The sequence below is a fragment of the Flavobacteriales bacterium genome, from assembly GCA_016713875.1.
Taxonomy (GTDB): Bacteria; Bacteroidota; Bacteroidia; order Flavobacteriales_F; family PHOS-HE28; genus PHOS-HE28.
The window spans coordinates 288,800-303,999 of record JADJOI010000003.1 but is presented as its reverse complement, the minus strand read 5'-3'; the positions used below and the strand labels follow the sequence as shown (position 1 = coordinate 303,999).

Here is a 15,200-nt window from a genome sequence, read left to right as displayed (position 1 = left end):
GCGAAGAAGGCGACCCGCGGCCATCGTTCAATACCGACGGGTGGGCCCCAGACTGGTGTAGAGCTCGTACTTCTTCTTCACGTAGATCAGGAACTCGTACTGGCTGAGCCCCTGCATCACCGCGTCCGGCACCGCACAGAAATCGATGAAGTCGTCGAAGCTGTCATTGCTCAGGTTGATGATGTCGTACTCCACGTACTTGTGCAGAAGCTCCTTCAGCAGGTCGCGCTTGCGGTCCTCGTTCTGCAGCCGCGCCACTTCCCGTTTGCTGCGCTCGCGCCGGCTGAACTCCTGGTACAGGAACGTGATGGGGCTCTGCAAGGCATCCACGGTGCTCACGCGATAGTCCAACTCCTTGTAGCCCAGCTTGGCGATATCCTGCTGGATCTGCTTGAGCGTCCGTTCGCTCAGCACACTGGCCTCGGGCAGCACGATGGTCCAGGGCGACAGGGCGATCACCACATCATACGCCGCCTTGGGCACGCTGTCACGCACGGTGAAGGTTCTTGTGACATAGCCACCCAGACCCACCAGCAGCGTGTCCGTTCGAAGCATCCGGGCGATGAATGTGCCGTCGGGATTGCCGAAACTGCCGGTTCGTGTGCGCTTGTTCACCACCATGAGGTCGTAATAAGCGCCCTGATGACCCTGGGCGACGACCCGGCCTTGAACGGTGACTTCCTCCTGGCCGAACGCTTGGTCAGGTCCGCAAAGCATGGCGTTCATGAGCAGCAGGGAACAGGCGCGCAGCGTTCGCAACATGAGGTCAAATGTAGACCCGCTGGATGGGCAAGCACCGTGCCGGGTCCGGACGCGACGAAGGGCCCCACGCGCACACCTGACGGCATGGCGCAAAGGCCCTTCGCAATAAGGCCTGTGCATCTGTAAGCCGGGTTCTGTTCCCCGCCGGAGCGGAGCCCTCGTCATTTATCCAGGGTCCACCTCGCGATGGACCTCCATCGACCTACCCGCCGGGATCGGACGGGCCGCCCTTACCGACCGGAGCCCCTTGCGGGGTGGTCCGGTCGGACCCCGGCCTATTTGGTCTTTCAGCCCGTGGGGTTTACCAAGCTGCCGATGTCGCCACCGGCACTGGTGAGCTCTTACCTCACCTTTTCATCCTTGCCTCGCCGGTACCTGGCCAAGGCGGACCTTGTCAAGCACCGGCCTCAGGCCTCGCGGCCTTGTGGCGGTCTACCTTTCTGTGGCACTTTCCGTGAACCTGGCGTTCCCACCAGGCCCCCTTCCCGTTAGGAAGCACGGTGCCCTGCACTGCCCGGACTTTCCTCTCTCCGCCTTGCGGCGGACAGCGACGAAGCGATGCACAGGATGTCAACGAACACGCTCACCTCCGGTGGTGGATGACCACCTCCGTGGCCCCCGACCCGTACCGCCGCGGATCGGCATCATGGAACTGCACGGTGTCATAGTACTGCAGGACCCGGCGCACTTCCTCGCGCAATACCCCTTCGCCCACGCCATGGATCACGATGAGCTTCCGCTTTCCGTCCCGGATCGCGGCCTCAAGGGCACGTTCGAAATAGGCCAGCTGATAGCTCAGCTTCTCCTCATCGCTCAACCGGGTCTCGTCCTCGACCAATTCGTGCAAGTGCAGGTCCACTTCGGCCACACTATTGTCCTCCGGCCGTTTCGGGGTCTTGCCCGGCCGTTGATCGCGACCCGCGCTCCTCCGTCGCCGGCGCTCCTCCATCTCGTCATTGGCCGCGATCATCCCGGCCTGGTGATCCGTCACCCGGTGCTGATGCTCGTCGAAGACGCGCGGCACCAGGGCCCGCACCGGGTACTCCAGTTCGAACCCATCGTGCGTGCGCACCACCACGCGCTCCCGTGGCAACACGCGCAGCACCGTGCCCCCACCCTCCTCGTCGAGGAAGGAGACCTTGTCACCGGCCCGAAGCACCGCGCCCATGCGGCAAAGGTAGGTGGAGCGTCTGGGCGGGTATCTTGGCCGCACCACCACCACCATGGAGAAACGAGGACCCTGGACCACCCTGCGCGAGGAGCTTCGATACGAGACCCCTTGGATCTCGGTGAGCCACCACGACGTCATCGACCCCGGAGGCCGGCCGGGCATCTACGGCGTGGTGCACTTCAAGAACCTGGCGATCGGGATCGTGCCGTTGGACGAGGATCTCAACACCTGGATCGTGGGCCAGTACCGCTACCCGGTGCAAGCGTATAGCTGGGAGATCCCCGAGGGCGGGGGCCGGCGCGACATCCCCGCGCTCGTGAGCGCCCAACGCGAGCTCCGGGAAGAGGCCGGCATCGTGGCCCGGCAGTGGAGCGAATTGCTCCGGATGGACCTGAGCAACTCGGCCAGCGATGAACACGCGCTCATCTACCTCGCGCAGGACCTCACGTTCCACACCCCACAGCCGGATCACGACGAGGAGCTCGCCCTGCGCAAGGTGCCCTTCGCCGAGCTGCTGCGGATGGTGATGGACGGCGAGGTGACCGACAGCCTTACCGTGGCCGCCGTGTTGAAAGTGCAGGTGCTGCTGCTTCAGGGAGGTCGGGACGCCCTGGCTCAGAAATAGAGCCCATGCAGCATCACCCGGCCATCGCTCCGCCATTCGATCGCCGGTGAAGGCAGTTTGATGCAGTTCAGAAGGAACAGCACGGTACGCCACCCCTTTCCGCGCACCGGGATGCGCTCCAGGTCAGCGTCCAGCGACAGAAGCACTTGGCGATAGCGCCCGTCCGCGGGCGAGGCCTCCGCAGTGAGCATCCCGTCGCCCCCATGGCCCAGCGCCACGCCAAGCCAGTCCCATGCACCTGTCCGTCGGCGCACCGCCCCGAGGGAGAGCGTGAGCCACATCGTCTGCGCGTTGTAGTCCTTCAGCACCTGCTCGGCGAAGGACGTGCCCAGCAGATCGGGCCGCTGCGCCGCATAGGGACCAGGCCAGACGCTGTACTTGACCTTGATGCGTTGCTGCCCCCAAGCGAGCTCCTGCCCGAGGAACAGGCCTGCTCCGGCCGCATTGGCCACCATGTCCCAACCGCTGAACCCCCAGCCCGTGCTGAACCCATCCAGCACCTCGACGCCGGTAAGGAAGACCAGCGATGTCCCCGCTCCCACCCAGGCCGCGTGCCGCTGCGGAACACCCGCCGAGCGCATGAGGCCCTGCCCCCATCGGCCGATCCAGTAGCTGCTGAAGACGTGTCCGGCCTTGTCCATCTGCAGCCATTCGGCGCCATCGTTGAACCCATGGAAGCGGCCACGGTCATACTGCGCATACCACGCTTCGTTCAGCCCGATCAGGCTTCCTGCCATGACGGCCACACCGGCCGTCGACACGGCGGCAAGACGCCCCCGGTGCAGGGCGACACTATCGGGCGGTACTGTCTGTGCCACAGCATGGCCGCTCACGAACAACACGACCACGAGCCCTGTTGTCCGTAAGCCGCCGCGCATGGCCCCTAAGCTGCCTTCCCTCCCACCGCGCATAAGGGCCAAAGGTATCCGGAGGACCTGGCACACCTTGCCAAGAGGCCTCATTTCCAGTAGCTTTGCCAGTTACATCCGACCTGCTCCCGTGAGGCCCCCCCCCATCGTCATGGCCGCCGTTCTTTCGGCCGTGGGCTTCTCCGGGTCCGCAGCGGACGCAACGTCCGCGCCTGGGTTGATGCGGAGCGGCCTTCGGCCTGTTTGGACGAGCGAGCTGACGGACCACGGGATGTCCGGAAGGGTCCTTGCGGCCGGCTTTTCCTTGGATGCTGCGGATGGATCGTGGCGGCAATCCATGCAGGTGCGTTCCATCGGTCGAGCGGAAGGGCTCCGGCCATGGGAGCCGTCCACCGTGTCTGTTCGGGATGGTGATCTTCGCTGGCAGCACGGCGCTGTCACCGTCCAATACGTGGCCGCTCAGGAAGGGCTCCGTCAGAACTTCCTGTTGGCGACCCGCCCACTTGGGGTCGGCCCCTTGGTGGTGGACCTGTTGACCACAGGCGACCTGATCCCTGTGTCCGTGGACCGTGGCGAGGTCCACTTCCTGGACCATGGTGGAGCGCATCGGCTCAGCTACCGTGATCTGCGCTGTTGGGACGCCCACGGAACCCCGCTTCCAGCCAAGCTCGGCGTGCATCACACGGATGGAACACGGATCTCCATCACCGTGGACGACGCTGGTGCGGTGTATCCGGTCACCATCGACCCGGTGAGTTCCAGCCCGGCTTTGGTGCTGTCCTCCCCGGTCACTGGGGCGGACTATGGCACGGCGGTGGCCACTGCCGGTGACCTTAACGGGGATGGCTACAGCGACCTGGTCATCGGCGCCCCGTACGCGAACAACGGCCAGCTGAACGAAGGTGTCGTCTATGTGCACTATGGCTCCAATACCGGCATCCTGGCCGCACCGAGCGTGGTGCTGGAGGTGAACCAGCAAGGCGCCCAGTTCGGCTGCTCCGCCAGCACGGCCGGCGACGTCAATGGCGATGGGTTCAGTGACCTGATCGTGGGCGCACGGACCTGGGAGGACGATGTGGTGAACCAGCTCTCCGAGGGAGCGGCCTTCGTGTTCTATGGGTCCGCGGGCGGGGTTGCCACGGTGCCGAACGTCACCCTGCAGATGAACCAGGCCAGCGACAATTTCGGCTCGAACGTGGCCTGCCTGGGGGACATCAACAATGACGGATACAGCGATGTCGGCGTCGGAGCTTACCTCAGCGCCTACCCGTCGTTCCAAGAGGGAGCCGTGGTCGTCTTCCTCGGTAGCGCCGCCGGCCTGAATATCGCGCCCACGCACCGGTTGGAGCGCAATCAAGGAGGCGCGCACTTCGGCCGCAGCCTGGCCTGTGCGGGTGATATCAATGGCGATGGCTACAGCGATGTGGTCATTGGCGCCTCGCAGTGGAGCGTCGCTCCCGGGTTCGACCAGGGCGCCGTGTTCGTCTATCACGGTGGGCCGACCGGACTGGGCGCCGGACTCAATCCCGCCCCGGCCCTGACCCTCTTCGGCACGCCAACGGTCAATGACAACAACTTCGGGTGGAGCGTGACCTGCGCCGGCGACGTGAACGGTGATGGCTATAGTGACGTGGCCGTCGGAGCTTACCGGGACCAGATCGGCGTACAGACGGGAGAAGGTGTGGTCCGCGTCTTCCACGGCGGTGCAGCGGGCCTCAGCACGACCGCCGCCATCGCGTTGGAAAGCAATCAGAACAACGCCTGGATGGGGCGGTGGGTGAGCACGGCCGGGGATGTGAACGGCGACGGCTATGGCGATCTGCTCGTGGGGATGCCCTACTTCGCCAATCCCGAAAGCCAGGAGGGTCAGGTCCGCTTGTACTTCGGCTCCTCGGCCGGGATCACCACGCCAGCGATCTTCAACTACGAGCTCAACACGCCGGGCGCGTTCATGGGCGAATGCGTGTCCACCGCCGGCGATCTCAATGGGGATGGGTTCTCCGACTTCGTGGTAGGCGCGTTCAAGTACGGCTTCGGCGGCGGCGCGGCGGTGTACATGGGCGGCACCTATTCCATGCGTCTCGCCTCCACGACCACCACCACGGGCGGAGCCGCCGGCGCCTTCTTGGGCGCCGCGGTGGGCAACGCCGGCGATGTCAACGGTGACGGTTATGCGGATGCCTTGGTCGGCATCCCCGATGGAAGCAACGGACAGGCGGGCGAAGGACTTGTGGAGTTCCGGCTCGGCGGGCCTGCCGGCCTACCCGTGGCCCCCAGCTCAACCCTGGAGGCCAACGTCGGCGGTGCACGCTTCGGGGCCAGTGTTTGCACCGCGGGGGATGTCAACGGCGACGGCTATGCGGACGTGATCGTGGGCGCGCCACAATCCGGAGGCGCCGGTCGGGCCTACATCCATCATGGCGGTCCCGGAGGGCTCGGCGCCGCCCCTGCCACCACGCTCATCGGCACTGCGGGATCGGAGTTCGGGTTCAGCGTCAGTGCGGCGGGCGACATCAACACGGACGGATATGCCGACGTGCTGGTGGGTGCACCGGGCACCTCACAGACCTACGTCTATCTGGGTGCTCCCACCGGGATACCCACCGCACCACATGTGGTCCTCAGCGAACCTCCTGCCGCGAACCGCTTCGGCCATTCCGTCTGCACGGCCGGGGATGTCAACGGAGACGGCTTCTCGGACATCATCATCGGGGCACGCGACCTCAGCAACGGTCAGGCCGGTGAAGGAGGCGCCTTCGTCTACCACGGATCCGCCACCGGGGTGGTATTGCCGTTCGTGCGCCGCTTGGAGGTGGACCAGGTCGGGGCCCGCTTCGGCGTCAGCGTCGCCGGCGGCGGCGACATCAACGGGGACGGTTTCTTTGATGTCGTCGTCGGAGCTGACCGCTGGGAGTCGGGCCAGACCGACGAGGGTGCCGCCTTCGTGTTCCACGGCTCGGCAGGGGGCATCGGCGCCGCCCCGAGCACCACCCTCCAGCGCAACATCGTCAATGGCTTCATGGGCGCCAGCGTCGCCGAGGCCGGGGACATCAACGGCAATGGCTATGCCGACATCGTGGTGGGAAGCCCCGGCTACGAGAGCGCCGTGGCCCAGGCCGATGAAGGTGCCGTGTACGTGTACCAAGGCACGCCAGCGGGGATCAACGCCGCATTGATCGATGTCATCGAGACCAACGTGGCCGGAGAGCAGCTCGGCAGCGCGGTCAGCGGCGGGGGCGATGCGGATGGGGATGGCTACTCGGAGATCCTCGCCGGTGCGCCCTTCGCCTCACCCGCCTTCGCGAACGAGGGACGCTGGCACTGGCACCGCGGGAACCGCGGATATTCGCTCGACCGGTATTCCCGACAGTACATGGCCGACCTGGTGTCGCCGCTCGCCACCAACTGCATGGATTTCGGTGTGCCCGACCACTTCGGGATCGGGCACCGCGCCCGCAGCCCCATGCATCGATCGGACGGAAGGCTGCGGTGGGAGGTCGTCTTCGAAGGCCAGGCGTTCAGCGGCGCCCCGATCACCAACAGCCTGGGCAGCACGGGCCTGAGCGCGGCCTGGACCGACATGGGCGTCGGCGGAACGGAGATCAAGGAGCTGATCTACAAGACCGCAGGGCATCTGCGTTACAAGTGGCGGGTACGCGTGGAGTACAAGATGGCCAAGCTATTCGATGGTCAACGTTTCAGCCGCTGGTTCTATGGGTATGCTTCGGGCATGGGCGATATCGGTGTCCTTCCCGTGGAGCTCGTGCAGTTCACTGGATGGGCCGAAGAGCGCAGCAATGAACTGGTATGGAGCACGGCCTCCGAGCAGGGTACCGCGCGCTTCCTGGTGGAACGCGGCACGGACCCCGATGTGCTCGCACCGATCGGCAGCGTGACGGCCGTGGGCGAAAGCCAGAACCTGGTGGAATACACGTTCTCCGATATCGACCCTCCGGCCGGGCTGGCCTACTACCGTCTGGTCATCGAGGACCTGGATGGCGGTCTGCAAGTGAGCCCCCTCATCACCATCGACCGGGACCGCGTCATTCAAGGCCTGGTGGTGGCCCCCAGACCGACCTCCGACCACCTCCATGTGGTCTGGACCGCACCCGCCGCGATGCTCGAACTGGTGGACGCCGCCGGCAGACCCCATCTGCGGCGGACCATCGCGAGCGAGGACCGCTATACCGACCTCCATATCGGGTCCTTGCCCCTGGGGATCTACGTGCTCACCCTGACGGACCGGTCGGGCGCGGTGCTGGACCGCACCACGGTCGTCAAGGAGTAAGGCTCACGCGCCGATCGCGGCCTTGCAGGCAGCCAGGATCCTCCGCGCGTTCTCCAGCGAATCGCTCTCAGCATACGTGCGCAGCACAGGTTCCGTGCCGCTCGCACGGATCATGAGCCATTGGTCACGATCGAAGTGGTACTTCCAACCATCGATGGTCTCCAGGCGGCGAACTTCGAGCTCGCCGAACCTGGTAAGGGCCCCGCTGGAGCACTTCTTCAGCACCTCCTGCTTGAGCGCCTCGCTGATGTGCAGGTCGTTCCGATCATAGCTGAACGGCCCCACGATCGCATACACCTCCTGGATCAGCTCCTCGAGCTTTTTGCCGCTCTTGGCCATGAACTCCCACAAGGTGAGCCCCATCCAGATGCCATCGCGTTCGGGGATGTGCCCCTTGATCGCGATCCCACCGCTCTCCTCACCGCCCAGGAGCACGTCCTCCTCGATCATGATGCCGCAGATCCACTTGAAGCCGATCTTCACCACTTGGTACTCCAGCCCATAGTGCTGGCACATCTTCTCCACCTTGGGGGTGGTGCTCACGGCCACCACCACCTTGCCCTTGAACTGCTTGTACTTCACCAGGTAGTGGATCAGCAGCAGGATGATGTGGTGGCTGTCCACGAACTCGCCCTTGCTGTTGTAGAGCCCGATGCGGTCGGCGTCGCCATCTGTGGCCAGGCCGCAGTCGATGCCGCCCTTCTTGATCAGTTCGCTGAACTCGATCAGGTTCTTGTGGATCGGCTCGGGGGCCTGACCCTTGAAGGAGGGGTTGTGCTCGCAATGCAGCAGCGTGGTGTCGGGCAGGATCCGACGTATCACGTTCTGACCGGCGCCGTACATGGCATCGTAACCCAGTCGAAGCCCGCTCTTCCGGATGGCCTCCAGGTCGAAGTTGCGCTCCACATGGTCCACGTACATCGTCTCCAGGTCCACGATGCTCACCATGCCGTCGGCCTCCGCCTTCTTCAGGTCGATCCCCGCAAGGTCGATGCCGTGCGCGGCCGGGATGATGTCCTCGATCTCCTGCACGTGCTCGGGGATCAGCGGCCCGCCGTAGTGACCCTTCAGCTTGTAGCCGTTGTAGCTCGGCGGATTGTGACTGGCGGTGAGGATCACGCCCATGCTGGCCTTGAGCTGGAAGGCGCCCAGCGACACCATCGGCGTGCTCACGAAACCACGCGCCAGGTGCACCTTGATGCCCATGGACACGAACACCTTGGTGGCCGTTTCGGCGAAGAGCTCCCCGGCGAACCGGCAATCATGTCCCACCACGATGGACGGGGCGTTGGGGAAGTGCTGCTTCACCCAGTGGCCGGTGGCCACGCTCACGCGGGCCACGTTGTCCACGGTGAACTCCTCGGCGATGATGGCTCGCCAGCCGTCCGTACCGAACTTGATCTTCGTCATCGTCATGGATGTTCAGCCGCGAAAGTAGCGGCCTCCTCGGGTCGCCTGTGCCGGCAAACCGGGCCATATCAACAGCTCACCGGTAAATACCACGCGCGTTCAATGCCCGCTGGTATCGACGCGCGTTCACCAGATGCTGCTCGTAGGTGCGGGCGAAATTGCTGTACCCGTCCAGCGTCTCCCGCGCACAGAAATACAGGTGGTCGTGCTTGGTCGCGTTCAGTACCGCGTCGATATGGCCTGGCTCGGGCATGTTGATGGGGCCGGGTGGCAGGCCTGGATGGGTGTAAGTATTGTAAGGCGAATCGACCCGTTTGTCGGCGTCCAGCACACGGTTCACGCTGTCCAGGCCGAGCGCGAACTTCAAGGTGGGATCCGCCTGCAGGGGCATGCCGATCCTCAATCGGTTGAGGTATACACCGGCGATCATCGGTGCTTCGTCCCGCTTCGCTGTCTCTGCCTGTACGATGCTCGCCAAGGTGCTCACCTCCATCGGGCTCAGGCCCAAGGCCGCCGCTTTCGCCTTCCGGTCGCCGTTCCAGAACCGCCCGTGCTCACGTTCCATCCGTTCGATGAACGCTTCCGGCCGTTCCGTCCACCACACTTCGTACGTGTTCGGCAAGAACATCCCGATCATGGTCTCCGGGCGCAAGCCCAGCCGCGCGATCAGACCGTGGTCGGTCATCGCTGCGAGCATCGCCATCGAGTCCGCCTCCACGTACCTCGCGACCTGGCCGGCCAGCTGGGGCAGGGTGCGGATGTTCGTAAAGGTCACCCGGACCGGGTCCTGCTCACCGCTGCGCAACCGGTTCAACAGGGCGTTCAAACTTGTACCGCTGGCGATCACGTACCGCCCGGGTCTGATCCGGGATACATAGTTCTTTCGGCCGGCCAGCCAACGCAGTGCCGCCTCGTCGCCTACCAGGCCAGCGCCCTTCAGGCTGTCCACCACTTGATCGAACAGGGCCCCTGTGGGGATGAGCAGCACCCGCTCGGCCCTCCCGAGCTCCGGTCCTGGACCGAAGACCTTGCGCCAAGTACCATAACCCAGCGCCGCGGCCAGCAGCGAAAGGACAGCCGCCACGATCAGCGCTCTCCGCCAATGCCTCATCGCGGAACGGTTCCGGAGAAGACGTGACCGACCGGGCCACAGAGGTGCACATCAACGAACCCTGACGCTGCCGGGGTGGCCTCCACCACCAACCGCCCCCCCCGCGTGACCACCTCACAACGGCCCTTCACCAACCCACGCGCCATGGCCGAAAGGGCCGCAGCCGTGACGCCGGTGCCGCAGCTCAGGGTTTCGGCTTCCACACCGCGCTCATAGGTCCTCATCTCCATTCTCCCTTGCGTCCATCGGACGAAGTTCACATTGATCCCCGCGCGGGCATGTTCGGGGGCGTACCGGATGGCTCGCGCGGCCGGAACAAGATCGATGGCCTCGGGATCATCCACCCACACCACAAGATGGGGTGACCCCGTATGGATGCGGTCCATGCGCTCGTCCACCGGCTCCACCGCCACTACATCGCGCATCGTCACGCGCACCAGCCCATCGGCCCATCCGGCCTGATGCTCACCGTCGATCGCACTGAATCGGACAGGCGTGCCGTCGCCGGTGAGCTCTGACCAGAAGCCGAACGCTGCGCGGCTGCCATTTCCGCAAAAGCTCCGGCTACCGTCCGGGTTCAGGAACTCCATGTGGAACGCCATGCCCACGTCGGCAGCCGGCCGGATCAGGATCAACCCGTCCGAGCCGATGCCGAAATGGCGGTCGCACCAGCGAACGACCAGGGCCGTGTCCCGGTCCGGAAAGTCCATCCCGCGGTCATCGATCACAATGAAGTCGTTCCCGGTGCCCTCCCACTTGCTGAAGTTCCACCCATCGGCCATGCCGCAAAGATGCGGGCCGTGTCAGCGCCTTGCGCCATGGATGCCCGACCTTGATCAACACTTTTTAACGCCGCGATGCGTATCGAGGGCCTGTCAGGAACGTTGTTTCGTGCAGCGCGGCATGCCGCTTGATGCGCCGCCGAACACCATGAAACGCACGTTCTCCTACTTCCTGGCCGCCCTTGCCGGAGGCATTCTGGCCATGGGCGGGTACGACCTCTTCTTGCGTCCATCACAGATCCGGTCCGATGGTACACCACCCGTGGGGGCGACCGCACCGACCCTCCCGGTCAGCATGCCGACCCTGACCCCGGGCGCGGCTCCGGTCGACCTGGTCCCCGCTGCTGAGGTCTCTGTGAACGCCGTGGTGCACGTCACCACCGAAACGATGGTCCGCTACCGCGACCCGTTCCAGGATTTCTTCTGGGGCTACCGTCCCAGCCAGCCGCAGCCGAGGGAAGGCGTAGGCAGCGGTGTGATCATCGCCGACGACGGGTACATCGTCACCAACAATCACGTCGTGGAAGGCGCCGACAAGATCTCCATACATCTGAACGATAACCGCTCGCTTCCTGCGCGGGTGATCGGCCGTGACCCGAGCACGGACATCGCCCTGCTCAAGGTGGACGCCACTGAACTGCCAACGCTTGCCTTCGGGAACTCGGACGAGGTCAAGGTGGGCGAATGGGTCCTGGCCGTCGGGAACCCGATGAACCTGACCAGCACGGTGACGGCCGGCATCGTGAGCGCCAAGGCGCGGAACATCAACCTGCTCCAGTACGATCCGGGTCGTGACATTTTCCCGATCGAAAGCTTCATCCAGACCGACGCGGCCGTGAACCCCGGGAACAGCGGTGGCGCGCTGGTGAACACCCAGGGCCAGCTGATCGGCATCAATACGGCGATCGCCAGCACCACCGGTCAGTACGCCGGATATTCCTTCGCCGTGCCTGCGAACATCGTGCGCAAGGTCACCAGTGACCTGCTGGAGTATGGGAGCGTACAACGCGCCTACCTGGGGGTGAGCATCCGCAACATGGACCAGGCGCTCGCCGAACAGGCCCGGATGGAGCGGATCCGTGGCGTCTACGTGAACGGGCTCACCGAGGGCGGTGCCGCTCAGTCGGCCGGCCTCAAGGAGGGCGACGTGATCCTCAAGGTGGGGAACATCGAGGTGAATAACGTGCCGCAGCTCCAAGAGCAGGTGGGCAAGTTCCGCCCGGGCGACCAAGTGACGGTGACCGTTCTGCGTGACGATCGGGAGCGTGTGGTGGACCTCACCCTTCGCGGCCGTGATGGTTCCGGAACGGCCGCGACCGCACCTGCCAAGCGCGAGCTTAGTGAGGTCCTCGGTGCCCAGTTGGCCACCGCCACGGCGGACGAGCTTCGTGCCCTCAAGCTGACGAACGGGGTGAAGGTGATCTCCGTGGACACCGGTCGACTGCGGACCAGCGGCATCCGCGAGGGCTTCATCATCACGCGCGTGGATGACCAGCCGATCAGCAAGCCGGAGGACATCGAGCGCGCATTGACCAACAAACGCGGTGGCGTGTTGATCGAGGGTGTGTATCCCAACGGCACCCGGGCCTACTATGGCCTTGGGGTCTGAACCGAGCCTCGTCCAGGCGTTACAGGGACCGCTGGGGAGGACGCGTGAACAAGCCAGCTTGTCCCGAAGGGAGGTGGGGCCTTACCTTCGCGCCATACCCGTGGTGGGGTCCAGTGGACCGACCACTTCAGAAGTCCCTGACCACCAACCCCTAACACCCTCCGCACCGTGACCAGCAGGATGCGTCAGCTCAAGATCACCAAGTCGATCACCAACCGGGAAAGCCAATCGCTGGACAAGTACCTTCAGGAGATCGGCAAGGAAGGGTTGATCACCGCCGACCAGGAGGTGGAGCTGGCCCGTCGGATCAAGGAAGGTGACACACGCGCCCTGGAGAAGTTGGTGAAAGCCAACCTGCGCTTCGTCGTCTCCGTGGCCAAGCAGTACCAGAACCAAGGCCTCAGCCTGCCGGACCTGATCAACGAGGGCAACCTCGGCCTCATCAAGGCGGCGCAGCGATTCGATGAGACACGGGGCTTCAAGTTCATCAGCTACGCCGTGTGGTGGATCCGCCAGAGCATCCTGCAAGCGCTGGCCGAACAGAGCCGCATCGTGCGCCTTCCTCTCAACCAGGTGGGCTCACTGAACAAGATCAACAAGGCCTTCGCCAAGCTGGAGCAGGAGTACGAGCGCCCGCCCAGCGCCGATGAGCTGGCCGCCCTTTTGGACCTCCCGCCGGAAAAGGTGGCCGACACTATGAAGGTGAGCGGCCGCCACATCAGCATGGACGCTCCTTTCGTGGAAGGCGAGAGCAACAGCCTGCTGGATGTGCTGCCCAACAATGACAGTGCGCCGGCCGACAGGCTCCTCCTCAACGAGTCCCTGAGCAAGGAGATCGAGCGCGCGTTGAGCACGCTCACGGAACGCGAGCGCGACGTGGTGAAGTTGTTCTTCGGGATCGGCATCAACCATGGGCTTACCCTGGAGGAGATCGGTGCCAAGTTCGACCTCACCCGTGAGCGCGTGCGCCAGATCAAGGAGAAAGCCATCCGGCGATTGCGGCATACGAGCCGGAGCAAGCTGCTCAAAGCCTACCTCGGTTGAACCTGAGCGCCCCGCCTACGGCGGGGCGCGTCCTTTCACATCTTCGGACCAATCCCCATCCCTCATCCATGCAGACCCTGGAAGCCAAGTCCGGTTACGAGGCCGGCCTGAAAGAATACGTGGACCGCGAGAAGGCGGCCGTTGATCTGGAGAATTCCGTCGGCCAGCTGATGTACGGCCGCGGCGTAGAGCTGGTGTTCTTCCGCAACCACCTGCTGGACATCAGCATATCCGAGGTGATCAAGCTCTTCAACTACGCCGACCAGGTGGTGCAGAAGCCGATCGACATCTTCACGGCCTCCGATGTGGCCCGTGGGCTTCTCGACCTCGACCTGGCGCCCAGCAAGATCGACATCGGGAAGCTCACCTGGGATTACATCCAGGGTGGCAAGAAGGACCTGAAAGGCTTCCTGTCCACCACGCTCTCGGGCTTCATCGGCCAGGACAAACACAAGTTCGAACCGCGTGATGTGGTGCTCTATGGCTTTGGTCGCATCGGCCGCATCGCGGCGCGCGAACTGGTGAAGCAGGCCGGCAAGGGCCAGCAGCTCCGCCTCCGGGCCATCGTGACCCGCACGCTTACCGACGCCGAGATCGTGAAGCGCGCCGCGCTTCTGCGCAACGACAGCGTGCACGGCACCTTCAAAGGCACCGTGATCGAGGATGTGGCCAACAAGGCCATCTGGGTGAACGGCCAGCTCATTCAGCTCATCGCTGCGGCGAACCCCGAGGATGTGGATTACACGGCCTTTGGGATCAAGGATGCCTTGGTCATCGACAACACCGGCGCCTTCACCAAGCGCGCCGACCTGGAGCGCCACCTGAAGGCCAAGGGGGTGGCCAAAGTGCTCCTCACCGCCCCTGGCAAGGAGATCCCCAACGTGGTGTACGGCATTAACCACAAAGACCTCGACATCGAGAACGAACGCATTTTCAGCGCCGCCAGCTGCACCACGAACGCCATCTGTCCCATCCTGAAGGTGGTGGAGGACAACCTTGGCGTGGAAAAGGGCCACATCGAAACAGTGCACGCCTACACGAACGATCAGAACCTGCTGGACAACTACCACAAAGGCCCACGTCGCGGGCGTTCGGCCGCCATTAACATGGTGATCACGAGCACCGGCGCCGGTACCGCGGTGGCCAAGGCCATCCCGAGCCTGAAGGACAAGCTCACGGCCAATGCGGTGCGCGTGCCCACGCCGAACGGCTCGCTGGCCATCATGAACCTCACGCTGAAGAAGCCCATCGCCGACCTGCCTGCGATGAACGCGTTGATCCGCAAGGCGGCCCTGGAGGGTGAACTGGTGAACCAGATCCACTACCAGATCGACCCTGAGCTGGTGAGCAGCGACATCATCGGCGACACCTGCTGCAGCGTGTTCGACAGCAACGCCACGATCGTTGCACCGGATGGCAAGAGCGTGGTGCTCTATGCCTGGTACGACAATGAGTTCGGCTACACCAAGCAGGTGATCCGACTGGCCAAGCACGTGGCCAAGGTGCGTCGCCTGATCTACTATTGAGCA

The 15,200-nt window shown here is 64.3% G+C and carries 11 protein-coding genes and 1 other RNA gene; 5 read left to right on the top strand and 7 right to left on the bottom strand.

Going from position 1 to position 15,200, the window contains the following annotated elements:
* Positions 1-27: 27 nt before the first annotated feature.
* From IPJ87_02760 to IPJ87_02750, 3 genes are all read right to left on the bottom strand, one after another.
* Complete coding sequence (locus IPJ87_02760; GenBank protein ID MBK7940795.1) at positions 28-762, bottom strand: hypothetical protein; 735 nt, start codon at positions 760-762, stop codon at positions 28-30.
* A 107-nt stretch (positions 763-869) separates the two neighbouring features.
* Positions 870-1,329: RNase P RNA component class A (gene rnpB / locus IPJ87_02755), an RNA gene on the bottom strand.
* A gap of 16 nt (positions 1,330-1,345) precedes the next feature.
* On the bottom strand, positions 1,346-1,930 hold the full coding sequence (locus IPJ87_02750) for a Smr/MutS family protein (GenBank protein MBK7940794.1): 585 nt from the start codon (positions 1,928-1,930) through the stop codon (positions 1,346-1,348).
* A 55-nt stretch (positions 1,931-1,985) separates the two neighbouring features.
* Between IPJ87_02750 and IPJ87_02745 the strand changes: the two genes are divergently transcribed.
* Positions 1,986-2,558 (top strand): NUDIX hydrolase, encoded by a 573-nt coding sequence (locus tag IPJ87_02745; GenBank protein MBK7940793.1) that lies wholly within the window; start codon positions 1,986-1,988, stop codon positions 2,556-2,558.
* Here IPJ87_02745 and IPJ87_02740 read toward each other — a convergent pair.
* Positions 2,549-3,436, bottom strand: coding sequence for a DUF2279 domain-containing protein (locus IPJ87_02740; GenBank protein MBK7940792.1), 888 nt, complete (start codon positions 3,434-3,436; stop codon positions 2,549-2,551). The genes IPJ87_02745 and IPJ87_02740 overlap by 10 nt on opposite strands.
* 328 nt (positions 3,437-3,764) lie before the next feature.
* On the opposite strand from IPJ87_02740, the gene IPJ87_02735 reads away from it, so the two are divergent.
* Positions 3,765-7,715 (top strand): FG-GAP repeat protein, encoded by a 3,951-nt coding sequence (locus tag IPJ87_02735; protein ID MBK7940791.1) that lies wholly within the window; start codon positions 3,765-3,767, stop codon positions 7,713-7,715.
* Between the two features lie 3 nt (positions 7,716-7,718).
* Here IPJ87_02735 and IPJ87_02730 read toward each other — a convergent pair whose 3' ends face one another.
* The 3 genes from IPJ87_02730 to dapF all read right to left on the bottom strand — a co-directional run bounded on the left by IPJ87_02730 (position 7,719) and on the right by dapF (position 11,018).
* Entirely contained in the window at positions 7,719-9,125 is a 1,407-nt protein-coding gene (locus IPJ87_02730) for a phosphoglucomutase/phosphomannomutase family protein (GenBank protein ID MBK7940790.1), read from the bottom strand.
* A gap of 76 nt (positions 9,126-9,201) precedes the next feature.
* A complete protein-coding gene (gene mltG, locus IPJ87_02725; GenBank protein ID MBK7940789.1) occupies positions 9,202-10,236 on the bottom strand; it encodes an endolytic transglycosylase MltG in 1,035 nt (344 codons plus the stop codon).
* Positions 10,233-11,018 (bottom strand): diaminopimelate epimerase, encoded by a 786-nt coding sequence (gene dapF, locus IPJ87_02720; GenBank protein MBK7940788.1) that lies wholly within the window; start codon positions 11,016-11,018, stop codon positions 10,233-10,235. Before dapF ends, mltG begins: the two co-directional genes overlap by 4 nt.
* Before the next feature lie 121 nt (positions 11,019-11,139).
* Between dapF and IPJ87_02715 the strand changes: the two genes are divergently transcribed.
* From IPJ87_02715 to IPJ87_02705, 3 genes are all read left to right on the top strand, one after another.
* Entirely contained in the window at positions 11,140-12,627 is a 1,488-nt protein-coding gene (locus tag IPJ87_02715) for a Do family serine endopeptidase (GenBank protein MBK7940787.1), read from the top strand.
* A 180-nt stretch (positions 12,628-12,807) separates the two neighbouring features.
* On the top strand, positions 12,808-13,671 hold the full coding sequence (locus tag IPJ87_02710) for an RNA polymerase sigma factor RpoD/SigA (protein MBK7940786.1): 864 nt from the start codon (positions 12,808-12,810) through the stop codon (positions 13,669-13,671).
* A gap of 68 nt (positions 13,672-13,739) precedes the next feature.
* A complete protein-coding gene (locus IPJ87_02705) occupies positions 13,740-15,197 on the top strand; it encodes a glyceraldehyde-3-phosphate dehydrogenase (GenBank protein MBK7940785.1) in 1,458 nt (485 codons plus the stop codon).
* Positions 15,198-15,200 lie beyond the last annotated feature (3 nt).